A 19479-nucleotide genomic window follows, 5' to 3' on the forward strand; every position below is an offset into this window, starting at 1 on the left:
GATGACCGGTCCCCAGCCCAAGGCCTTTCCCGTTTCCTGGGATCAGTTCCACCGCGACGCCCGGGCGCTCGCTTGGCGGCTCTCCGGTCAGGGCCAGTGGCAGGCCATCGTCGCCATCACCCGCGGCGGGCTGGTGCCGGCGGCGATCGTGGCGCGCGAACTCGACATCCGCCTGATCGAGTCGATCTGCGTCGCCTCCTATCACGACTACACCAGCCAGGGTGAGCTGAAGGTGTTGAAGACGGTGCAGCCGCACCTGCTCGAACTGGGCGGCGGCGACGGCGCCGGCATCCTGATCATCGACGACCTCGTCGACACGGGTAAGACCGCCCGCGTCGTGCGCGAGATGATGCCGAAAGCCCATTTCGCCACCGTCTACGCCAAGCCGCAGGGCCGTCCGCTGGTCGACACTTTCGTCACCGAGGTGTCGCAGGACACCTGGATCTACTTCCCCTGGGACATGGGCTGGCAGTTCCAGCCGCCGATCCGTGAAGGCGGCGCCTGAGCCGTCGCCGACAACTCCGTCCGGCCCGTTCGACGCGGCGCCTTCCCATCCCCGAACTGACCGAGAGGCCCCCATGATCAACGGCGGCGACGACGACCGCGAACTCGAGAGCTGGGACGACGAACAGGAAGCCCATGCCGAAGCGATCCGCGAAATGGTGCTCGACTACCTCGACGAGAACGAGGTCGACGAGGGCACGGCCGTCTTCGGCCTGATCGAGATCGCCCTGTCGATCGCCATGTCGGGCTACGTCATGAGCGTCGACAAGCCCTCCGTCGGCGGCCTGCGCATGGCTCTCGACCGCCTCGGCAAGGATGTCGCCGACCTCGTCCGCGAAGCCAAGAAGGGCGCCGAGGACTTCCTCACCGAGACCAGGGCGGCGCTCGAGGCCGGCGACGAGGAGAAGTGACGAATCGAGGAGGGGCCGCCGATCACCGACCCCTCCTCGATCGGTTCGGCTCGGTCCGAACCGCGTCTCACATCACCTGCTTGCGGACGATCTCCTCGACCACCCGGTCGAACCCGTCCTTGCCGTCCGATGTTTCAGCCTTCTTCGCCGCGATCACCGCGTCGCGCTTTTCGACGAGGCGGGCGAGATCGCTCTGGAGTTTGCTGCGTTCCGTCGCCTTGGCGGCGATCGCCGCACCGAGTTTGTCGGCGGAGAGGGTCTGCAACTCGCTCGGCAGATCCTCGCGCTTCACCTTGTCGAGCGTGGTGCGCTTCGCCGTGACGTCGGCGACGAGATCGCCGTCGCCGGTGACGACGGTCCGCGCTTCCGGGGCGGCGGCACGCACGTTGTAGCTCGCCATGTCGGAAGCCGCGGTCGGCGCCGCCTTGGCCGCCATCTCGGTCTTGGCCCGGACCATCGCCTGCCGCTTCTGGTCGCCATAGGGAACGACGGTGCGGTTGAGCCGGAGCTGCAACTCGAGGATCTCCTGGTCGTAGGGCGTCCTGATCGTCACCACGCCGCCGGTCTGCGGGATCTTGACGTAGTCGCCGTGGCCGAGGCTGGCGATCGTCCGCCAGATCGTCTCGGTGTCCGGCGCTCCGCCGGCCTGCACCGCGTCGACGACGATGTGCTCGCGCTCGGCGATCTTCAGCGTGTCGGAGAAGGGCACGTCCTGGGAATAGTCCATGTGCGGCGGCGCGTCGCCGACCAGGAAGACGATGCGGCGGGTGTCCGGCGTCCTCGTCCAGTCGAGGCCGTTGACCGCCACCGACAGTGCCTCGTTGACCGATTCCGGCCAGTCGCCGCCGCCCTGGGCGCGATAGTCGAGGAGCTTGCCGTAGACGGCGTGGATGTCGGAGGAGAGATCGGTCTTCTCGGTGACGTAGACATCGCCGCGATCGCGATAGGCGACGAGACCGATGCGGATCTCGGCCTTCGGGTTGGCCTTGCGGATCTCGTCGGCGATGCCCCAGATCTTGCGCTTGGCGCCGTCGATGAGCCCGCCCATCGACCCGGTGGTGTCGAGGACGAAGGCGACCTCGATCCGAGAAGCCGGGGCGAGCAGCGCCTGCGTCGCCGCCGAGGTCGTGGCCGGGGCCACCGGCGCCCGCGGCGGGTCGTTGCTCCAGCCCGGACGCACCGCCGACACCAACAGCGCCGTCATCAGTCCGCTCACCAGGATCCACCGGTTCATCGTCGCCTCTCCCCTCTCACACCTCGGCCGCGCCTCGCGCCCTGCCGGATCGAACCCCATGTCCGCCGACCGGCGCACACCTTCGATCGCCCCGAACCTCCGACCCGATCGCGGTCGCCCTTCGACGCTTCCGTGGCGGAAGCGCGGCGAAAGCGGACCCATGTCGTGAAATGTCTCGCAGTTGCGAAGGACTTGGCCGGAGCGCGGGAAGGGGAAATCCACCGGTCTTGCGCGGCCCCGCGAGCCCGGGCGGGCGCGTTCCGTCCCGGCGCACCGGCCTTCCGCACCCCTGCCGTCACTGTGACCCGCAATATCTATTGGGCAATGCGGGAATGGGCGGGATTGAGCGGGCGCAAGTGGGATCGGGGGCGGAAAACCGGGGCGAAAGGCGGGGCGGCGGGAAAAATCGGCGAAGGCGGTTCAAATGGCACTCGAAACGGCTTCGAGCGTCGACGCGCAACGTCGGTCGGCATCAGCGGGCGGCGTCGTAGGCGCGCTGCATCTTCGCTCGTTCCTGTTCGAGAACCCGCTTCGTCATGATGGCGATCTTGCAATTGTTCATCTTGAATTCGTCGTAAGGATATTCCTTGCGACAGGCCGCATCGGTGCGAGCGATGAACTCCTCTGGCGTCGAAGAAGACGACGGCATGCCGAATATGGCGAGGCCGACGAGGAGAGCCACCACGATACCGATGAAGATCTTCATCACACTCACTCCAGCGACCCGCCGTGCCAGATCACCTGACCGAGGACGCGGACGGTGTCGGTGAGGTCCTCGGTCAGCTCTTCCGGCGGAAAGGCCGGGTTGTCGGAGCGTAGCAGGATCTGGCCGCGAAGTGTACGGTCGATGCGCTTCACGAGCAGGTTGTCGCCGACGACGAGAGCATAGATGCGGCCAGCGGCGAGGCGGCGATCGGCAGTGTCGACGACCAGGAGGTCGCGGTCGCGGATGGTCGGCTCCATCGAAGTGCCGGCGGCGCCGGCGAGGACGAGGTGGGCGGCCGGTCGGCCGAAGACGCGGCGGACCCAGTCCGCCGGCAGCACCAAGCGCTCCAACTCGTTGAAATCTGCGGTCGAACGGCCGTTTCCGGCCGAGAGCTGCACCGCGTAGTGGGGGATCGAGACCGTGTCCACCGATGCGGTCTGACCGACGATCGTCTGCAACGATGCCGGCAGCTTTCCGCTTTCACGGCCTGTCAGCGCCCAAGTGGGGTCGAAGCCGAGCGCATCGAGCGCCAACAGCTCCGCACTCTTGGGCAAATCTCCCCTCTCCCATCTCTGAATGGTGCTCAACGAGACAGAAACGCGAAGAGCTAGGTCGGACTGGGTCAGGCCCTGTGATTCGCGCCACTTCTTCAGCCTGTCCGAGAAAGTGGAGGTCGCTTCGCTCATTTTTCGCTTTTCCAGGACGTTCATGTCCCGAAATCGAGGTGCGTCCTAGTTCGAAAATAACACATATCTTTCAATGTGTTAAATATAACATATCGAACGCGGAGGGCTTCTCGTTCCAGGACGCTATTTTTGGCCTTGATAGGTTGTTTATGATGTGTCACTCATGAAGGCATGTCGAAGCGAACCAACACCTCAGACATCCCGAAGAGGGCCACCGAGCGCAAGGCTTGGATCCTCTTCCAGCTGAAGGTCCAGGGCAGCAGTTTCTCTGCCCTGGGCCGCGAGATCGGCGTGTCCTACCAGGCGGTGGCCTGGGCGGCGTCCGGGCGCCCGGCGTTCGAGGTCGAAAAGGCGATTTCCGCCAAGATCGGCGTGTCGCCGGTCGACCTCTTCCCCGAGCACTACGACGAGCAGGGGGAGCGCATTCCCCTTGCACGTACAACGCAACGCCAGCGTAGGCCGGGCGACGAGAATGGCAACGTCTATTCGCGCGAGGTGGCCTGACATGGCGACCCCGGCGCGTCCCGACGCCATTGCCGTCCTCGAGGAGCGCGCTCTCCGCGACGCCTTCGCCTCGGTCGTCGGCGACGCCGAAGTCTTCACCCGCCGCGCCGCGATCCTTCTCGCCGACATGTTCGGCGTCGGTCCGATGAGCATGGTCCTCAGGCTGGAACGAATGGGTCTGGTGCGCGAGGGGACGCTCGATTGGTTCCGGTCGAACGGCGGCATCACCGTGGATCATATCGACCGGGTGCGGCGTGAGACCGCCGCGGCGATCGTGCGACGGGGTGAATGACCATGTCCACCGCGCGCAAACCCATCGGCGACTGCGGCCCCGAGTTCGGCCGCCGCTTCGAGCGCGACCTCGCCGCCGCCGTCCGTCGGGACGGGCGCGAGGTTCCCCGCCGCTTCGCCGCCCGGATGATCGAGATCGGCCGCACGGCCGACCGCTTCGAGCGCGCCGACCTGATCCAGGCCGAGTGCGACCGCCTGCTCACCCTCTCCGACGAGGAGGTCGCCATGACCCCGATCTCGACCACCGGATCTTCGATCACCGACATCGCGCGGCAATACCCGAGCCACGGCCGACGGGCCGTGCGCCGCGCGATCGCGGAGGGAACGACACGCCCCGCTCCCTCCGCCCTCTTCACCGTCCTGCGCGACGCCCTCGAGGTGGCCGCGCTCTTCGCCTTCGTCGCCATGGTCGTGCTGTTGGCCGACGCGCTGGTGGGGAGGGGGTGATGCCGTCGGTCCTTCGGTTTCTCCTCCACCTCCGTCGGTCGGTCGGCCGCGTGCTGCTGTGGTTCATCGAGCCGGTCTGCTCCTCGCCCTGGTCGCGATCCGCAGCCATGCGGGGTTGGTGGCGGCGCGACGCTGTTCGCCAACGCCTGAACGAGGCTCACACCAATGCCTTCACTGTCGCCGCAGAGATGTTGTCGCCGGAAAAGGCGGAGCAGCTCCGGGGGCTGACGGAGGAAGCAATCGCCGGTCGATTGTCCGCGCAGGACCTAAGAGCATCCGTAGAAGCACTGTTCTCGCCTGCTTCGTCCGATCGAGAAGACGAGGTGCTTCCGTGAACACCTTCGTGCCCGCTGCTTCATTGGCAACGACGACGACTTCGAGAAATGCGAGCCGTTCTTGGAGGACGCGCCACGCGCCCGAGGACAGTCCATCCCAACTGCCGGTCGCATCGTCGATCGCGAGCCGCGCCAATGCCCCATCCGCCTCGGCGTCGAATTCGGTCGAGTACGGCGTCGCCGCGATCGCGTCCCACCGTGCGGTGAAGAGCGGGTGGAATCCCCATAGCAGCTCGAGAGTGCTCCACGGTCCGATGTCCGCGAAGTCCTCACGTACGGGGTCCGCCCCAAGGCGTTGCGCGACGTACCAGATCCAGATGTCCGCGAGATCCATCCCCATTCCTCCGACTCGGTTGGTTGCACTCCAAGTCTGAGGACACGCGTCACCTGCGTCGAGTGGTGAGTTGGCGGGGGCCACCCGCGTTACCTCCCTGACCTGCCCCGGGCGATCGCCCGACGATCCCCGGGGCCTTTTCAGGGGCCTTCGAACACTCTTTCGAACCGGCGTCCCATGATCCGCACCGACGATCCCCGACAGACCAGCCTGCTCGCCGCCTTCGAGGCGGTGGAGCAGCCGGACCATCCGGCGGACGGCAGCCTCGCCATGGCGCCGGAGGTGTGTGCGGCGCTCGCCCGGGCGATCAAGGACTGCCCGCTGTCGCGGGCCGAGATCGCGGCGCGGATGAGCGATCTCACCGGCGAGGCGATCTCCGAGCACATGCTCAACAAGTGGACCTCACGGTCGTCCGACGGCTGGCGCTTCCCGTTCGAATACGCCGCCGCCTTCGAGGTGGCGACCGGCAGTCAGGCGCTGCAGCTGCTGCTCGCCCGCAAGCGCGGCGCGCTGATCATGACGCCGAAGGACGGCCGCGACGCCGAAATCGGCCGGGCGCAGCGCGAGCTGAAGGAGGCGCAACGCCGCCTGCATGCGCTGCTCGGAGGTGGGCGATGAGTGATGACCGGGTCACGATCCGACAGATTGCCGAAGCGACATCGGTAACCGAGCGGTCAGCGAATAGGCGGGCCGAGCGCGAAACTTGGACATTCACTGTTGGCACCGGCAAGGGCGCCCCCCGCCTCTACGCCCCTGCCGACCTCCCCGGCGACGTCCGCGACGCGCTGGTGGCGCGGGCGCTCGGCTCGCGCGGCGACCTCGTCCCGGTGGAGCCGATCGACCCGCCGGCGCCGGTGGCGGAACCGCATCCCCAGAGCCTCGCCGAGCTGAAGGACTGGCAACGGACGATCATGAACGCCCGTCTCGCCCTGGTGCGCGAGGTCGCCCGTCTCGCCCGGCTCGGCGGCAAGATGCGGGCGATCGAGCAGGTGGTCGCGGCCGGCAACGCCGGGACGCTCGCCCCCGAGCTGCAACGGGCGGCCGACGCCGCCAACGCCAAGAAGGGGCATCGCGCGGCGCTGTCGTCGACCTCGCTGCGCCGCTGGCTCGACACCTTCGAAGCGGCCGGTGAGGATCGTCTGGCGCTCGCCCCGGAGCCCAGCCCTCGCGAGCAGCACCTGCCGCCGGCATGGCTCGCCGATTTCCTCGACTTCTACGCCATCCCGTCGAAGCCGTCGGTGGTGCGGGCGGCGGCGGAGCTGTCGAAGCATCGGCCCGAGGTGGCGCTGCCGCCGCTGCGGACGATCCAGCATCACGTCCACCGGATGCCGGCGATCGAACGGGCGCGGGGGCGGCTCGGACCGCGGGCGCTGCGGCAGATCCGCGCCTTCGTGCGGCGCGACGTCTCCGGCCTGTGGCCGACGGCGATCTACGTCACCGACGGCCACACCCACCATGCGATGGTCGCCCATCCGCTGACGGGAAAGCCGTTCCGGCCGGAGATCACCGCGACGATCGACGTGGTGACGCGGCGGCTCGTCGGCTGGTCGGTGGCGCTGGCCGAGGCCACCTGGGGCACGATCGACGCGCTGCGCCATGCCTTCACCACCTCGGGCGTTCCGGACATCTGGTACGTCGATCGCGGTTCCGGCTTCAACAATGCGGTCTTCGACGACGGGTTGATGGGGCTTCTCGCCCGTTTCGACGTCGAGAAACACACGTCGCTGCCGTATCGAAGCCAAGCGCGCGGGGTGATCGAGCGCTTCCACCAGACGTGGATCGAGGCGGCAAGGACCCAGATCGGCTACGTCGGCGTCGACATGGACGCGGAGGCGCGCAAGCGCATCGACAAGCGGGTCGCCGCCGACCTCGCCGAGCGCGCCGCCAGCCCGGCGCTCAAGTCATGGCCGGATTTCGTCGCATGGCTCCGCGACGAGGCGGCGGCCTACAACGACCGGCCGCACTCGTCGCTCGAGAAGATCATCGACCCGGCGACGGGGAAGCGCCGCAACCTCTCGCCGAACGAGGTGTGGCAGGGGTGGCTCGATCGCGGTTGGTCGCCCGACCTCGTCGAGGCCGACGACGCCGATTTTCGGCCGCAGGAGAAGCGACGGACGGCGCGGGGCGAGATCCAGCTCTTCACCAACCGCTATTTCGCGATCGAGCTCGAAGAGTTCCACGACTGCGACGTGCTGGTCGCCTACGACATCCACGACGCCTCGACGGTGTGGGTGTCGACGCTCGACCAGCGCCTGATCTGCGTCGCGACGTGGTTCGGCAACTCGGTCTCCTACTTCCCGCGCTCGGTGGTCGAGCAGGCGCACGAGAAGCGCGTCGAGAACCGGCTGAAGCGGGTCGAGCGCAAGCGTCTCGCCGTCGCCGAAGAGGGTCAGGCGCCGATGCTGCTCATCGCCTCGTCGCAGCCGGCGCCGACCGAGACCCCGGCCGAGCCGGTGGCGCCGCCGGTGCTGACGGTCATCGCCGCGACCGCGACCGAGCCGCCGGCGCCCGAGAAGCGGCCGAACTTCGGCGACGACGTCGACATGGCCCGGTGGCTTCTCGCTCACCCCGAGCAGATCAGCGGTCACGACGCCCGCTACCTCGTCGAACGGCTGCAATCGTCGATCTTCCGGCTGCGCCTCTCCGCCGACGGCATCGATCCGTCGGCGCTCGCCGGCCGGCTCAAACCCATCGCCTCACAGGAGATCGAAGCGTGAACAGGGATTTCGTCATGACCTCGAACGCGCAGGCGTTCCTCGAGGGGTTCGAGCGGCTCGACGCCCGCGCCGCGACCGAGAAGTGCTTCATGACCGTCGAGGGCGAGCCCGGTCGCGGCAAGACGACGGCGGCCGAATGGTTCGCCGTCCAGCACGACCTGCCGTTCATCCGCGCCAAGCGCGAGTGGTCGTCGCGCTGGTTGGTCGAGGACCTGCTCGACTGTCTCGCCTCGGCGCCCGATCGCACCTTCAAGGAGATGTACAGAGAGATCGTGCGGCGTCTGGCGCTGTGCAACGAAGCGGCGCGCAACGACGGACGGCCCTATGCGGTGATCGTCGACGAGGCCGACCACATCGTCCACTCGACCAAGATGATGGAGACGATCCGCGACATCACCGACGCGGTCGAGGTGCCTTTCATCCTGGTCGGCATGGGCCAGCTCTCCAAGGCGCTGACCCGTTACAAACAGATCTCGTCGCGCATCTCGGCGAAAGTGAGCTTCCACGCGCTGACCCTCGACGACACCCGCAAGCTCGTCGGCGGGCGGGCCGATGTCGAGGTTGCCGATGATCTCGTCCAGCACCTGCACAAGGCCGCCGGCGGCTACGCCCGCGAGATCGTCGAAGGCATCGGCTCGATCGAGCGGGTCGGCCGACGGCTCGGCCGCGCGGTGACCCTCGCCGACATGGACGGTCAGGTGTTGTTGCAGGACCGCGCCACCGGCAAAGCGATGACGGTGAGGGCGGCGTGATGGCGGGCGAGGGATCGCGCCAGATGGACGTCGCCCGGCTCCTGGAGCCGGGACCGTGCCTGACCCTCGACGAGATGGTCGGCCGAACCGACCATCCACGCCGCGCCGTCGCCGCCGCCTGCGCCGCCCTGGTGCGACGCGGCTGGGTCGACCGGCTGGAACAGGGATGTTTCACCCTATCGCCGGAGGGTCGGAGAGCGCTCGCGAGCGGAGAGACGATCACCAGTGGGCCGATCGGCCCCCTGACGGTCCGGGCGCGGCGGCCGAAGCGGCGCACCATCGCCGACAAGATGTGGACGGCGATCCGCATCGCCCGGAAGTTCGACCTCGGCCGGCTCGAAGAGATCGCCGGGGCGTCGATCGCCAATGCCCGTCGCTTCGTGGCGGCGCTCTCACGCGCCGGCTACCTCGCCGAGCTGCGCCGTCGACCGGGCGAAGCACCGACGTCGAACGGCTTCAAGCGCTGGGTGCTGATCGATGATCCCGGTCCGGCGACGCCGACGATCAAGGCCGACGGCCGGATCTGGGATCCCAACCGACGTGAGTTTCGAGGAGAAGCGAGATGAACCGCGGACCCGCCCCCGGCGGCGTGAAATTCGATCATGTGGCCAAGGCCCGCGCGGCCTGGGGAGATGATCTGCGCGACTTCGTGCAGGCGATCGCCGAGTCGGCTTCTCGGATCGGCCTGAAGGCGACCGGCCAGATCCTCGGCTACTCGCAGTCCGTGATCTCCCAGGTCATCTCCAACACCTATGCGAAGGGCAACCTCGACCGAGTCGAGCGGGCGGCGCGCGCCCACCTTCTCGGCGAGACGGTCCAATGCCCCGGCTACGCCCGGATCATCGGCGCCGACCGCTGCCGCGACCAGCAGAAGCGCCCGTTTTCATCGTCCAGCCCGATGGCGGCTCGGCTCCACGAGGCCTGCCGCACCTGCTCCAATCGCGAGGTGAAGTCATGAGTCCGACCACCCCCCGCCTGCTCCCATCCGCCGTGCTGCGCGAGATCCGCCGCATGCTCGAGGTGGAGATCGTCGCCCAGCCGGCGATCGGCACGATCGAGATCGCCCGCTCCGGAATTGTCCTCGCCATCGCGGCACTCGCCGACGTGGCGAGCGAGGTCGAGGTGCTGGAAGAGAGCCGCGACGTCGCCGATCGGCTGTGTCGCGAGCTGGCGATCGCCCGGGCCGAGATCGAGCGGCTCCAGCTGCAGCTCGTGGCCCGCGATCTCGTCGACGGGCCGAGAATGCGCGTCAGGGTGCCGCGGATCGGTCGTCCGTGTGAGATCGTCGACATCCGCAGCGCCCTGCCTGGGCAACAGGTCGGCCGGCAGATCGGGCCGGAAGGCGGTGCGGCATGACCGAACTCCCTGCCGACATCCTGATCACGGCGCTGGCCATTGCCGACGGCTCGTTCTCCTGCCTCGACGAAGTCGACGTTCAGGACATCGCCCGTGCGATCGCTGCCGAGCGCGAACGCTGTGCAGCCATTGCCGACGACTACGACCAAGCGCCCGGCGACGATACGCCGATGGGGCCGATCATGGTCGCGCAAGTCGCGATCGCCGGCGAGATCTCGCGTCGGATCCGCCATCCGGAAGGGGGTGCGGCATGAACGTCTCGCTCCGCGCCGTCATCGCCGCCGTCGAAGGCTACTGCGAGCTCGTCCCCGGCGCGCTCCAGGTCCCGACGCGCCCTCGCCACGTCGCCGATGCCCGCCATCTGGCGCAGGCGCTCTCCCGTCGGCTGACCTCGGCCACCGACAGTCAGATCGGCCGCGCCCTCGGCGGTCTCGATCACCGGGCGGTCGCCTATGGCGCCGAGAAGATCGAGCGGCTGTTGCCGAGCGAGCCGGGCCTGCGCGAGGCGGTCGACGTCATCACGGCGACGGTCACCAGCGTGGTCGAGCGCGATCTCCTGGCACCCACCATCGGCGCCGATCGCGACGTGCTCGAGGTCGCGCTCGCCGTCGCAGCGGGACGCATGCGCCCGACCGACATCGCCACCGCCGACATCGTCGCCATGGCGTGCTGCCTCGTCGGCCACGTCCGGGCGCTCGAAGCCGCCGACGAGGCAGCGGCGCGCGAGGCGGGCGGCGCCCTGATCGAGGCGGTCGGCGCCCTGGTCGCGGCTCGCGACACCCTTGCGAAAGCCGAACATACGCGCGGCGAGCGCGGCGCCCGCGATGCATTCGAGGCGACCTGGGATCGCCTCGCCCGTCTCCACAGCTCATTGAAGGACGCTTGAAATGACCGACCAGCACATCCCCGAGGGTGCCCAGGAACTCAACGGCGTCGCCTACATGACCGACCCCAAGGGCGCGCTCGTGCCGATCTCCGCGATCAAGGTGCAGGACCTGCTGATGGACGAGACCGTCCGCAAGCTGATCGGTGACGCCCGCCTCCTCGCCGGCCGGCTCGCGGCCTTCAAGGCCGAGTGCTTCTCCGAGTTGCGGGCGTTCAACGAGCTGCTCGATCAGGAGTACGACGCCAAGCGCGGCGGGCCGAAGGGCAACGTCACCTTCACCAGCTTCGACGGCCTGCTGAAGATCACCGTCCAGGTCGCCGACAACATCGTCTTCGGGCCGGAGCTTCAGGTCGCGAAGAAGATCATCGACGAGTGCCTCCTCGAATGGTCGGCCGACGGCCGCGACGAGATCCGCGCCATCGTCATGCGCGCCTTCAACGTCGATCGGGAGGGGCAGATCAACCGCGCCGAGCTGTTCGGTCTCCTCCGGCTCGAGATCACCGACCCGCGCTGGCAGCGGGCGATGCAGGCGATCCGCGACAGCATGCGCATCGCCGGAACCAAGGAATACGTGCGGTTCCACACCAAGGCTTCTCCCGAGGCCGAGTGGAAGCCGGTCTCCCTCGACATCGCCGCGCTGTGATGGAGGGGACCATGACCCACACCTACGCCTATTGCTTTCAGAGCGGCGAGATCGAGTTCGGGCCGAGGGTGCCGAACGGTGCTCTGCCGATCGTCGACGGCCCGGACGCCGACGTCCACCGCGTCGTCACCGCCAATGCCCGCCTCGCCTACGACAACGAGACGTGGCTCGTCCCCGGCATCCCCGAGGGCGAGGGCGAGGGCGACGAGAAGCTCGACGCGCTCTTCGCCTTCCGCGACCGCGTCTTCCGTTCGCTCGATGCCCTCTACGCCGAGGAGGGAGCCGATGGCTGACCCCGTCCGCCTCGCCCATACCGCCTACGCTCTCGTCGACGGCGATCGCCGGCCGGAGCCGGGCGACGTGATCACCGTCGCCCTGCGCGGCGCGGTGGCGATCGAGATCGTCGCGACGGTCGCCGCCTTCGAGACCGCCGACGACGGCGAGGAGGCGATCTTCGTCGACGACACGGGCGGCCGCTGGGCGCTATCGGTCGCCGCCGACCGCGAAAGGAGCGCCGCATGAGCGTCTTCCCGCCCACCGCGACCGACTTGGTGCCGGCTCTCACCGAGGCGCTCGACGCCGGACACGGCGTCGTCATGGTGCTGATCGAGTTCGACGGCGACGGCGACGGCGACGTCGCCGAGCGGCTCGCGCTGCGCACCACGCCGGTGTCGACACTGGCGTTGCACCAGATCGCGACCTTCCTGCTGGAGCAGACCATCGTGCGGGCCCGCGGCCTCGCCGATGGCTCGGGCGGGCGCGCCTTGCCTCATCTCGACGATGCCCTTCGATCTCTCCAGGCGGCCTTTGCCGCCCTGGACGATGCGCAGCCGGCTCCCCCGACCATCGGCCGAGCCTGAATTCCACCCACCCCATGAGGAGTACCACCATGGCCTCGCAGAAATCCCCAAACCCGATCGACGTCCACGTCGGATCCCGCGTCCGTCTGCGCCGCATGATGCTCGGCATGAGCCAGGACAAGCTCGGCGAGCACCTGGGCATCACGTTCCAGCAGATCCAGAAATACGAGAAGGGCACCAACCGGATCGGCGCCAGCCGGATGCAGGCGATCGCCCGGGTGTTGAAGGTGCCGGTCGCCTTCTTCTTCGAAGACGCGCCGGGCGTGACGCCGATCGCCGGCGACCAGGGCTTCGACCCGACCGCGACGTCCGTCCTCGTCGACTTCCTGTCGACGTCCGAGGGCGTGCGGCTCAACCGCGCCTTCATCCGCATCGCCGACCCGAAGCTGCGCCGCAAGGTGGTGGAGCTGGTGGCCGCGCTCGCCGGTGACGACGAGGACGAGGCGGAGCTGCGCCAAGCGGCCGAGTGACCAGACGGCGCGCCGGCCCGTGCGGCCGGCGGCCTTTTTCCGAGGGAGGTGAAAATGGCCATCGAAGCGTTGACCGCGGACGAATTCCTGCCCCCGACCGACCATCTCGAGCGGAGGGTCGGCTGATGGTCGCCTATTCGTTCAACCCGCGCTTCGAGGCCCCGATCCTCTCGGGAGCGAAGTCCGGCACGATCCGCGCGATCGGTCGCCGCCGCCATGCTCGCCCCGGTGAGACGCTCCAACTCTACGTCGGCCAGCGGACGCAGCACTGCCGGCTGCTGGGCAAGGCTTTCTGTAGCTCGGTCGATCCGATCCGGATCACCGTCATACATTGGCTGGGTCAGCCATCCCTCCGCACCGTGTATTTCGGCCGACAGGGGGAGATCTTCTCCCACTCCATCGGTGGGCGCATCGCCCTCGACGACTTTGCACGTGGCGATGGTTTCACGGACAGCGCGGAGATGGCTCGGTTCTGGTGGACGACCCACCGGGAGCTGATCGTCGACAGCGAGATCCTGTTCGACGGCGTGTGGGTCCGCTGGGCGCCGCTCGGAGGCCGTCATGCGGTGGATTGAGCGCTCCCTCCCGCCCGAGCCGGACGACCCGCCTCCGGCGCCGCGGCCTCCGCCGCCCGAGATCGAGCGCCTCGCCGCCGAGCGGGCGGCGCTCCTCCGGCAGATCCGCCCCCGACTGCGCACCCGTCGCCAGATGCGCATTCGCGAGCGGATCGCCGGCCTCACCCGGCAGATCCTCACCCTGACCACCGGAGGTGACGCATGACGATCTTCTCGCCGAACACTCCGCCGCCGGCCGACGGTCAGCGCGCCGTCCACATGCCACGCTGCGCCATGTGCTGCGGCTGGGACGGTGGCGACGACGATCTCGGCGTCTGCCTTTTCCGCGATCGAGAGACCCGGCGCGACGCCGTCGCCTGCCCGGATTTCGCGCTCATGCTTCGAACCTTCGGGAATGTCCGATGACCCGCGCCCTCCTCGCCAAGGTCCACATCGCCAAGAAGGACCTCGCCCTCTCCGACGAGAACTACCGGGCGATCCTCGTCCGGATCACCGGGCGCGAGTCCTCGGCCGATTGCTCCGAGCCCCAGCTCGTCGCGCTGCTCGCCGAGTTCCGGCGGCTCGGCTGGAAACCGAAGCCGGGCAAGGGCGGCTCGGGCTTCGACAAGCCGCACGTCCGGAAGATCTACGCGCTGTGGCGGGAGGCCGGCGTCGTCGGGGCGATCGACAACGCTTCGAAGGAGGCTCTCAGGGCCTTCGTCGCGCGCCAGACCGGCAAGGACGCGCCGGAATTCTGCTCGCCATCCGAGGCGAACAAGGTCTCCGAAGGGCTCAAGGCGATGATCCGGCGAGCGGAGGCGAGACGATGAGCGCCGTTCGCCATAGAATTGCTCCCCGCGAGAGCGGGGGGGCGCGTCATGGACGCCTACGTCGAGGGAATGCGGTCGATGCTGGAAACGGCATGGGATCGGGTGGCATCGGAGATTTCCGGCGCGGAGGAGACATTGGCGATCGCCCGAAGGCCGTGGATCGACGCCTTCGCCGAGGGGCGCGAGACGCGGCGCATCGAGCGGACATTGAGGGACAACTTGTTGCGCAGCCACTGGGATTGGCCGTGGCATCGCGAGTGGTTCGATCGATTTTCCGCCATGCGGGCTTGGCCGTGCCAATGGGGCTCGACGTCGAGGGCGGTCTATCGCCTCGAACGAGACTTCCCCGAGGCCGAGACCTCTCGCGAGCGCGAGGATCTGCGGCGCGCCGAAATCCAGGAGATCGAGGAGAATGCCATCCGTCTCCTGACCCAGACCATCTTCAAATTCGCTTTCACGGAGCGCGATCGGCAACAGCGAGACGACGCGAGATTTCTGTCGTACCTGCGCCGAATGGGCGGGTCTTTCGAGCTCCGGAGCGACGAGCCGGCTGCGATCGCCGAGTTGTTCGTGGATCCGCATCGAGATGCATTCGCAGCGCTCTACCCGTCGCTCGAAGCTCCGATGCCACCGTTCTTTCCCGGAGACTCGACGGACATCCGATTCATTCCGCGAAAGCTGAGGTCCGCGCCTCCATCTTGATCTTCCCGGCAAATCGGCCCATCGTGACCGTGCTTCGCAAAAAAGGCGAAGTCGGGTTTGGCGACCCGTCTGTCACAGGCGCCCGACGCGCCGTGCTCTCCACGAGCGCGTTTTTCTATGGTCGGGCGCAATGGGAGACCTTCGGGTCTGCCGTGTACCTGTGCACGGTTCGCCAACCCGTTGTTGCCCGGCCACCCCGTTTGGCGACGGACACCGGGCGTACCACAGGAGAGACCCATGACGACGTTGCTGACGTCGCGCGATCTCGTCGATCTGAACGACGGCGAGCTGCGCATTCCCGATCTCGTGCTGGCCGACCGGCTCGGCATGGCCGATCCGCACGATATTCGGCGCTTGATCCGCGCGAACCTCGCCGAGATCGAGAGCTTTGGACCGGTTTCCGGGCGGCGCCCGGAAACCTCCCCGAAGGGCGGTCGGCCCGGTACGGAATACCTCCTCACCGAGCCGCAGGCGATCTGCGTGGCGACCTTGTCGCGTGCGCCGCGGGCGGCGGACGTGCGAGCGGCGCTGATCGCCCTCTACATGGAGGTGCGCCACGGCGAGGCGTCGATCGCCGGCCGGCGGACTTCGATCGAGGTGTCGACCGACGAGTACATCGACCTGCTGCGCTCCAAGATCGCTCTGCTCGAGGGCTGGTCGCGGCCGAAGCCGAAACGGGTGGCCAATCGACCGCTCACCGAGGAGGAGAAGGCGGAGATCGTGCGGCTCGACGCCCAGGGCCTCACCAACGTCGAGATCGGCCGGCGGACGGGACGGGCGACGTCCACCGTCAGCATGATCCGCAACGCGGCACGCCGCCATGGATGAGCGCCCGATCGACCGCTTGGAGACGGCGGCTTCGGCCCTCGGCGCCGTCTGCGATCTGCTCTGCGCCGCAGGGCGGAACAATCTCAACGAGGTCTCGGCCGACCGGCTCGGAACCCTGCTCGATCTCCTGCGCCACGAGATCGAGGCGAGCACCGCCGCGCTCTTCGCCGAAGGCCGCTCGTCCGCGGCCTGACGATCCTGTCCCGGCCCTCTTTCGGGAGGGCCGGGCATGAGCCGACGCCGCCCGATCCCGGTGACCGACCACGCCGTACTCCGCTGGCTGGAGCGCGTCGAGGGGTTCGATGTCGAGGCCCTGCGCGCCGAGATCGGCCGCGCCGGCGCGGTCGGCGTCGAGCACGGCGCCGGTGTCGTGGTGGTGCCCGGCGGCAAACTGATCGTCTACGAAGGGCGCGTCGTCACCGTCTATCCGCGCGACGCATCGGAATCGCGGCCCGACCGCTACGCCTTCGCCGAGGCGATCGTCTCCCTACAGGGGATCACACCCGTCCGCAGACCGAAACGGAGGCGGCGGTCATGACGGTTCGCGCGCCCGCCCATGTCGCGCCTTATGTCGAGGCTCTCGGCGAGGCCCGCGCCGTCGCCTTCCTCATCGCCTTCGGCGGCGCGCCGGCCTATCTCGCCGAGCGGCCGGGCCGAGAAAACCGCATCGTCCCGGTGATCGGCGCCGACGGGCTCGCCGCCCTCGTCGCCGAGTTCGGCCCGCGCATCGACCGCGTTCCCGTCGCCAAGCCGTGGATCGCCGCCGTCTGGTCCGATCAGGGTCTGGCGGTGATCGAGATCGCCCGCCGGCTGCACACCACCGACAAGACGGTCCGCGGCTGGCTCAAGCCGCTGCGCGCCGATCGCGAGGCGCGGCGCGAGGCGATCGCCGCACAGAAGGCGCGGCAGGGCGATCTTATCGATTGGCTGGAAAACCGCTGAGGCGTCATCCCTCGCACCTCCGTGCGACGGGGAAAATGCTGCGATCACCGGCACTGTGAGCCGAGATCGACGCCGCCGCAAGATCCCGTCGAACACCCTTCGAAACCGGCGTCGGACGAGGTCCCTCATGTCCGACATCCGCGCCATCCAGTCCCGCCTCGCCGAACTCGGCTACGACCCCGGTCCGATCGACGGCGAGGACGGTGACCTCACCAAGGCGGCGGTGAAGCAGTTCCAGCGCGCCCGCGGCCTCGTCGCCGACGGCATCGTCGGGCCACTCACTCGGATGCAGCTGTGGCCGAACCGCGTCGCCGAGCTGGCGCCGGCCGCACCGGCTGAGATCCCGCCGTGGCTGAAGAACGCGCTCGCCGAGATCGGCGTCAAGGAGAAGGCCGGGCGCGACAGCAACGGCCGGATCATCGCTTATCGCATCCTCGGCAAGACCACCGACGACACGTCGACCGAAGACGGCTCTCGGCCGTGGTGCGGCGATTTCGTCTGCGCCATGCTCGAGACGGCTGGTGTCCGTAGTCCCCGCTCCGGTATGGCGCGGGCGATCGAGCACGATCCCAATTTCGTCCGCCTCGACGGCCCGGCGCTCGGCGCCATCGTCACCATGTGGCGGGGCTCGAAGTCGAGCGGTCTCGGCCACGTCTACGAATATGCGGGACAGACCGCCGACGGTCGCAACGTCGGCGTCGGCGGCAACCAGAACGATGAAGTCAGCGCGGCGGCCTACGGCACCTCTCGGCTGGTCGGCTACTGGTGGCCGAAGTCCGTCCCGCTGCCGAAGACCGGTCACGTCCCCGCCATCATCCGCCCCGGCGCGACCGCCGGTCGTGAAGTCTGACGAAAGGACCCGTCCCATGAAGGGCTATCGCACTCTCGCGCTCAATCTCGCCGCCGCCGCGCTCGGCGTCCTGATCGCCACCGACTGGACGTCGCTCGCCTCGCCGGCGACCGCCGGCCTCGTCGTCACCGGCCTCGGTGTCGCCAACACGGTGCTGCGCTTCTTCACCGACACGCCGGTCGGCAAGGCCGAGTGAGGTCATGGCCTGGGCCTCGGCGCTCTTCGCCGCCCTCGTCGACAAGTTCCTCGATCGCCTCGCCCGCCTCGTTCTCGACTGGCGGGCGGCGGAAAAGGCGCGAGACGATGCGAAGGGGCGGGCCCGAGCCGAGGCCGCGGCCGAGACACAGGACACGATCGGGGAGATCGCCGATGCTCAAGCCCGCACTGCTGCGGATCCTGGCGGCGACGATGGCGGCGGCCTCGCTCGCCGGCTGCGAGAGCGCGCGGACGCCGCCGAGCGCGGCGCTGACCGCGACCGCGGTTGAACCGTCCGTCCGCCGCGCCGAGATCGCTCGGCAGATCGCCCGGGTCTGTCCGGCGACGATGACGCCGGACGAGCTGCGCGCCGCCGCCGATCTCGTCGAACGCCACGCGGATGCGCTCGTCGTCGTCCGTCGCCTCGATCTCTTCGACCGCCAGTCGGCCGTGTGCCGCGGAGGTGCCCCGTGATCCGCATCGTCGCCGGCGCCATCGCCGCGGTCCTCCTCTTCGTCTTCGTGCTCACCGGTCTCGTCGCGCTCGGCGCCGCGACGTCGCTGCGGCCGAAACCGCGTGATCTCGCACCCGCCGGCGCGACGGCCGGCCGGCGGGTGTCCGTCGTCCTTCCGCCCTACCGCCAGCGCGCCGACCCGCTGGTTCGCGCCGCCGTCGCGCCGATCGGCGGGGAAACCGTGCCGGACGCCATCGCACAGTTGCAGACCACGGAAACCAGATGATGCCCGATCTGATGCCCTATTGGCCGGTGATCGGTCTTCTCACCCCTCTCGTCCTCGGCGCCGCCGGCTGGGCGATCCGCATGGGTCTCGCCTCCAAGAAGGATCTCGACGATCACGCGAAGGCGGAAGAGAAGGCGCGGCAGAGCGCCATCGAGACGCTGGCCGGTGACATCGGCCGCCGGCTCGACGAGATCGAGGCGAGCCAGGAGAAGGCTGCGCAGCGCACCATCGTGATCGAGACCGAGATCCGCCATCTGCCGTCGAGCGAGGACATCGCCGGCATCAAGCAGGAACTCGCCGGCTGGAAGGCCGGGGTCGCCGGCCTCGAACGCGAGATGCAGTCGATCTCGCGATCGGTGACGCGGATCGAATCCAGCTTGATGAAGGGGGTCGGCCGTGAGTGATTTCGTCGACGACATCGCCAAGTCCCGGCGCCTCGCCACGTTGCGCGTCCTCGAGGAGAACGAAGGTGCGGCGAACGAAAGCGTGCTGCGGCGCGCGCTGCATCTTCTCGGGTTCCGCGGTCGGCAGCAGACCGACGAAGCCTTGAAGGACGACGCCAGGATGCTGGAGGCCGCCGGTCTCGTCGACATCGACCATTACGACGGCCGCGTGAGAACCCTCGAGATCACCCGTCGCGGCCGATCTTTCCTGAAGCGCCACATCGATCCGGTGCCGGGCATCGAATATCCGGAGGATTGAG

At 68.5% G+C, this 19479-nt stretch carries 37 protein-coding genes; 33 read left to right on the forward strand and 4 right to left on the reverse strand.

Annotated features, from left to right (window positions below):
* The first annotated feature begins 1 nt into the window (after nt 1).
* Nucleotides 2-505, forward strand: a complete 504-nt coding sequence (gene gpt, locus V7Q42_RS04830; protein ID WP_333822808.1) for a xanthine phosphoribosyltransferase — start codon at nt 2-4, stop codon at nt 503-505.
* A 73-nt stretch (nt 506-578) separates the two neighbouring features.
* The gene (locus V7Q42_RS04835) at nt 579-914 is read left to right on the forward strand and encodes a hypothetical protein (RefSeq protein ID WP_333822809.1); all 336 of its coding nucleotides are present in this window, start codon (nt 579-581) and stop codon (nt 912-914) included.
* Between the two features lie 67 nt (nt 915-981).
* Here V7Q42_RS04835 and V7Q42_RS04840 read toward each other — a convergent pair whose 3' ends face one another.
* The 3 genes from V7Q42_RS04840 to V7Q42_RS04850 all read right to left on the reverse strand — a co-directional run bounded on the left by V7Q42_RS04840 (nt 982) and on the right by V7Q42_RS04850 (nt 3564).
* Nucleotides 982-2148, reverse strand: coding sequence for a vWA domain-containing protein (locus tag V7Q42_RS04840; protein WP_333822810.1), 1167 nt, complete (start codon nt 2146-2148; stop codon nt 982-984).
* A gap of 472 nt (nt 2149-2620) precedes the next feature.
* Nucleotides 2621-2854, reverse strand: coding sequence for a hypothetical protein (locus V7Q42_RS04845; RefSeq protein ID WP_333822811.1), 234 nt, complete (start codon nt 2852-2854; stop codon nt 2621-2623).
* A gap of 5 nt (nt 2855-2859) precedes the next feature.
* Entirely contained in the window at nt 2860-3564 is a 705-nt protein-coding gene (locus V7Q42_RS04850) for an XRE family transcriptional regulator (protein WP_333822813.1), read from the reverse strand.
* Nucleotides 3565-3711: 147 nt separating this feature from the next.
* Here V7Q42_RS04850 and V7Q42_RS04855 point away from each other — a divergent pair, with 147 nt between their 5' ends.
* The 3 genes from V7Q42_RS04855 to V7Q42_RS04865 are packed head-to-tail and all read left to right on the forward strand — an operon-like array spanning nt 3712 to nt 4782.
* On the forward strand, nt 3712-4044 hold the full coding sequence (locus V7Q42_RS04855) for a helix-turn-helix domain-containing protein (RefSeq protein ID WP_333822814.1): 333 nt from the start codon (nt 3712-3714) through the stop codon (nt 4042-4044).
* 1 nt (nt 4045) lies between these two features.
* Nucleotides 4046-4336 (forward strand): hypothetical protein, encoded by a 291-nt coding sequence (locus V7Q42_RS04860; RefSeq protein ID WP_333822815.1) that lies wholly within the window; start codon nt 4046-4048, stop codon nt 4334-4336.
* Nucleotides 4333-4782: a hypothetical protein gene (locus tag V7Q42_RS04865; protein ID WP_333822816.1), complete on the forward strand. Its 450-nt coding sequence runs from the start codon at nt 4333-4335 to the stop codon at nt 4780-4782. The genes V7Q42_RS04860 and V7Q42_RS04865 overlap by 4 nt, the downstream gene beginning before the upstream one ends.
* Before the next feature lie 171 nt (nt 4783-4953).
* On the opposite strand, the gene V7Q42_RS04870 is transcribed toward V7Q42_RS04865, so the two are convergent.
* Nucleotides 4954-5451: a hypothetical protein gene (locus V7Q42_RS04870; RefSeq protein ID WP_333822817.1), complete on the reverse strand. Its 498-nt coding sequence runs from the start codon at nt 5449-5451 to the stop codon at nt 4954-4956.
* Between the two features lie 177 nt (nt 5452-5628).
* On the opposite strand from V7Q42_RS04870, the gene V7Q42_RS04875 reads away from it, so the two are divergent.
* The 28 genes from V7Q42_RS04875 (at nt 5629) to V7Q42_RS05010 (ending at nt 19478) form a co-directional block, all read left to right on the forward strand.
* On the forward strand, nt 5629-6069 hold the full coding sequence (locus tag V7Q42_RS04875; RefSeq protein ID WP_333822818.1) for a hypothetical protein: 441 nt from the start codon (nt 5629-5631) through the stop codon (nt 6067-6069).
* A gap of 170 nt (nt 6070-6239) precedes the next feature.
* Nucleotides 6240-8168 (forward strand): Mu transposase C-terminal domain-containing protein, encoded by a 1929-nt coding sequence (locus V7Q42_RS04880; RefSeq protein WP_333822819.1) that lies wholly within the window; start codon nt 6240-6242, stop codon nt 8166-8168.
* Nucleotides 8165-8920: an ATP-binding protein gene (locus V7Q42_RS04885; protein ID WP_333822820.1), complete on the forward strand. Its 756-nt coding sequence runs from the start codon at nt 8165-8167 to the stop codon at nt 8918-8920. Before V7Q42_RS04880 ends, V7Q42_RS04885 begins: the two co-directional genes overlap by 4 nt.
* Nucleotides 8920-9486, forward strand: coding sequence for a hypothetical protein (locus tag V7Q42_RS04890; RefSeq protein ID WP_333822821.1), 567 nt, complete (start codon nt 8920-8922; stop codon nt 9484-9486). Before V7Q42_RS04885 ends, V7Q42_RS04890 begins: the two co-directional genes overlap by 1 nt.
* Nucleotides 9483-9878, forward strand: coding sequence for a transcriptional regulator (locus V7Q42_RS04895; protein WP_333822822.1), 396 nt, complete (start codon nt 9483-9485; stop codon nt 9876-9878). The genes V7Q42_RS04890 and V7Q42_RS04895 overlap by 4 nt, the downstream gene beginning before the upstream one ends.
* Nucleotides 9875-10276, forward strand: coding sequence for a hypothetical protein (locus V7Q42_RS04900; RefSeq protein ID WP_333822823.1), 402 nt, complete (start codon nt 9875-9877; stop codon nt 10274-10276). Before V7Q42_RS04895 ends, V7Q42_RS04900 begins: the two co-directional genes overlap by 4 nt.
* Nucleotides 10273-10530, forward strand: coding sequence for a hypothetical protein (locus V7Q42_RS04905; protein ID WP_333822824.1), 258 nt, complete (start codon nt 10273-10275; stop codon nt 10528-10530). The genes V7Q42_RS04900 and V7Q42_RS04905 overlap by 4 nt, the downstream gene beginning before the upstream one ends.
* Nucleotides 10527-11162, forward strand: coding sequence for a helix-turn-helix domain-containing protein (locus V7Q42_RS04910; RefSeq protein WP_333822825.1), 636 nt, complete (start codon nt 10527-10529; stop codon nt 11160-11162). Before V7Q42_RS04905 ends, V7Q42_RS04910 begins: the two co-directional genes overlap by 4 nt.
* Before the next feature lies 1 nt (nt 11163).
* Nucleotides 11164-11805 carry a DUF3164 family protein gene (locus V7Q42_RS04915; RefSeq protein WP_333822826.1) on the forward strand — a complete coding sequence of 214 codons (642 nt, stop codon included), beginning with the start codon at nt 11164-11166 and terminating at the stop codon, nt 11803-11805.
* Between the two features lie 11 nt (nt 11806-11816).
* On the forward strand, nt 11817-12098 hold the full coding sequence (locus V7Q42_RS04920) for a host nuclease inhibitor protein (protein WP_333822827.1): 282 nt from the start codon (nt 11817-11819) through the stop codon (nt 12096-12098).
* Nucleotides 12091-12327, forward strand: coding sequence for a hypothetical protein (locus V7Q42_RS04925; protein ID WP_333822828.1), 237 nt, complete (start codon nt 12091-12093; stop codon nt 12325-12327). Before V7Q42_RS04920 ends, V7Q42_RS04925 begins: the two co-directional genes overlap by 8 nt.
* Nucleotides 12324-12665 (forward strand): hypothetical protein, encoded by a 342-nt coding sequence (locus V7Q42_RS04930; protein ID WP_333822830.1) that lies wholly within the window; start codon nt 12324-12326, stop codon nt 12663-12665. The genes V7Q42_RS04925 and V7Q42_RS04930 overlap by 4 nt, the downstream gene beginning before the upstream one ends.
* Before the next feature lie 29 nt (nt 12666-12694).
* Nucleotides 12695-13135: a helix-turn-helix domain-containing protein gene (locus V7Q42_RS04935; protein WP_333822832.1), complete on the forward strand. Its 441-nt coding sequence runs from the start codon at nt 12695-12697 to the stop codon at nt 13133-13135.
* Nucleotides 13136-13260: 125 nt separating this feature from the next.
* Nucleotides 13261-13710, forward strand: coding sequence for a hypothetical protein (locus V7Q42_RS04940; RefSeq protein WP_333822833.1), 450 nt, complete (start codon nt 13261-13263; stop codon nt 13708-13710).
* Nucleotides 13697-13915, forward strand: a complete 219-nt coding sequence (locus V7Q42_RS04945; RefSeq protein ID WP_333822834.1) for a hypothetical protein — start codon at nt 13697-13699, stop codon at nt 13913-13915. Before V7Q42_RS04940 ends, V7Q42_RS04945 begins: the two co-directional genes overlap by 14 nt.
* A complete protein-coding gene (locus tag V7Q42_RS04950) occupies nt 13912-14115 on the forward strand; it encodes a hypothetical protein (protein WP_333822835.1) in 204 nt (67 codons plus the stop codon). The genes V7Q42_RS04945 and V7Q42_RS04950 overlap by 4 nt, the downstream gene beginning before the upstream one ends.
* Entirely contained in the window at nt 14112-14519 is a 408-nt protein-coding gene (locus V7Q42_RS04955) for a gp16 family protein (RefSeq protein ID WP_333822836.1), read from the forward strand. The genes V7Q42_RS04950 and V7Q42_RS04955 overlap by 4 nt, the downstream gene beginning before the upstream one ends.
* Nucleotides 14520-14567: 48 nt before the next feature.
* Nucleotides 14568-15221, forward strand: coding sequence for a hypothetical protein (locus V7Q42_RS04960; RefSeq protein WP_333822837.1), 654 nt, complete (start codon nt 14568-14570; stop codon nt 15219-15221).
* Nucleotides 15222-15458: 237 nt separating this feature from the next.
* Nucleotides 15459-16049 (forward strand): helix-turn-helix domain-containing protein, encoded by a 591-nt coding sequence (locus V7Q42_RS04965; protein WP_333822838.1) that lies wholly within the window; start codon nt 15459-15461, stop codon nt 16047-16049.
* Nucleotides 16042-16242, forward strand: a complete 201-nt coding sequence (locus V7Q42_RS04970) for a hypothetical protein (RefSeq protein WP_333822839.1) — start codon at nt 16042-16044, stop codon at nt 16240-16242. The genes V7Q42_RS04965 and V7Q42_RS04970 overlap by 8 nt, the downstream gene beginning before the upstream one ends.
* A 36-nt stretch (nt 16243-16278) precedes the next feature.
* Nucleotides 16279-16587: a hypothetical protein gene (locus V7Q42_RS04975; RefSeq protein ID WP_333822840.1), complete on the forward strand. Its 309-nt coding sequence runs from the start codon at nt 16279-16281 to the stop codon at nt 16585-16587.
* Nucleotides 16584-16991 (forward strand): hypothetical protein, encoded by a 408-nt coding sequence (locus tag V7Q42_RS04980; RefSeq protein ID WP_333822841.1) that lies wholly within the window; start codon nt 16584-16586, stop codon nt 16989-16991. Before V7Q42_RS04975 ends, V7Q42_RS04980 begins: the two co-directional genes overlap by 4 nt.
* Nucleotides 16992-17118: 127 nt before the next feature.
* The gene (locus V7Q42_RS04985; RefSeq protein WP_333822842.1) at nt 17119-17841 is read left to right on the forward strand and encodes an NlpC/P60 family protein; all 723 of its coding nucleotides are present in this window, start codon (nt 17119-17121) and stop codon (nt 17839-17841) included.
* 16 nt (nt 17842-17857) lie between these two features.
* A complete protein-coding gene (locus tag V7Q42_RS04990) occupies nt 17858-18037 on the forward strand; it encodes a hypothetical protein (protein WP_333822843.1) in 180 nt (59 codons plus the stop codon).
* A gap of 173 nt (nt 18038-18210) precedes the next feature.
* Nucleotides 18211-18510 carry a hypothetical protein gene (locus V7Q42_RS04995; RefSeq protein ID WP_333822844.1) on the forward strand — a complete coding sequence of 100 codons (300 nt, stop codon included), beginning with the start codon at nt 18211-18213 and terminating at the stop codon, nt 18508-18510.
* A complete protein-coding gene (locus tag V7Q42_RS05000) occupies nt 18507-18776 on the forward strand; it encodes a hypothetical protein (protein WP_333822845.1) in 270 nt (89 codons plus the stop codon). The genes V7Q42_RS04995 and V7Q42_RS05000 overlap by 4 nt, the downstream gene beginning before the upstream one ends.
* Nucleotides 18776-19180 carry a hypothetical protein gene (locus V7Q42_RS05005; RefSeq protein WP_333822846.1) on the forward strand — a complete coding sequence of 135 codons (405 nt, stop codon included), beginning with the start codon at nt 18776-18778 and terminating at the stop codon, nt 19178-19180. The genes V7Q42_RS05000 and V7Q42_RS05005 overlap by 1 nt, the downstream gene beginning before the upstream one ends.
* Nucleotides 19173-19478, forward strand: coding sequence for a hypothetical protein (locus V7Q42_RS05010; protein WP_333822847.1), 306 nt, complete (start codon nt 19173-19175; stop codon nt 19476-19478). The genes V7Q42_RS05005 and V7Q42_RS05010 overlap by 8 nt, the downstream gene beginning before the upstream one ends.
* Nucleotide 19479 lies beyond the last annotated feature (1 nt).

This window comes from Pinisolibacter sp. (genome assembly GCF_036782435.1).
GTDB lineage: Bacteria > Pseudomonadota > Alphaproteobacteria > Rhizobiales > Ancalomicrobiaceae > CALBKH01.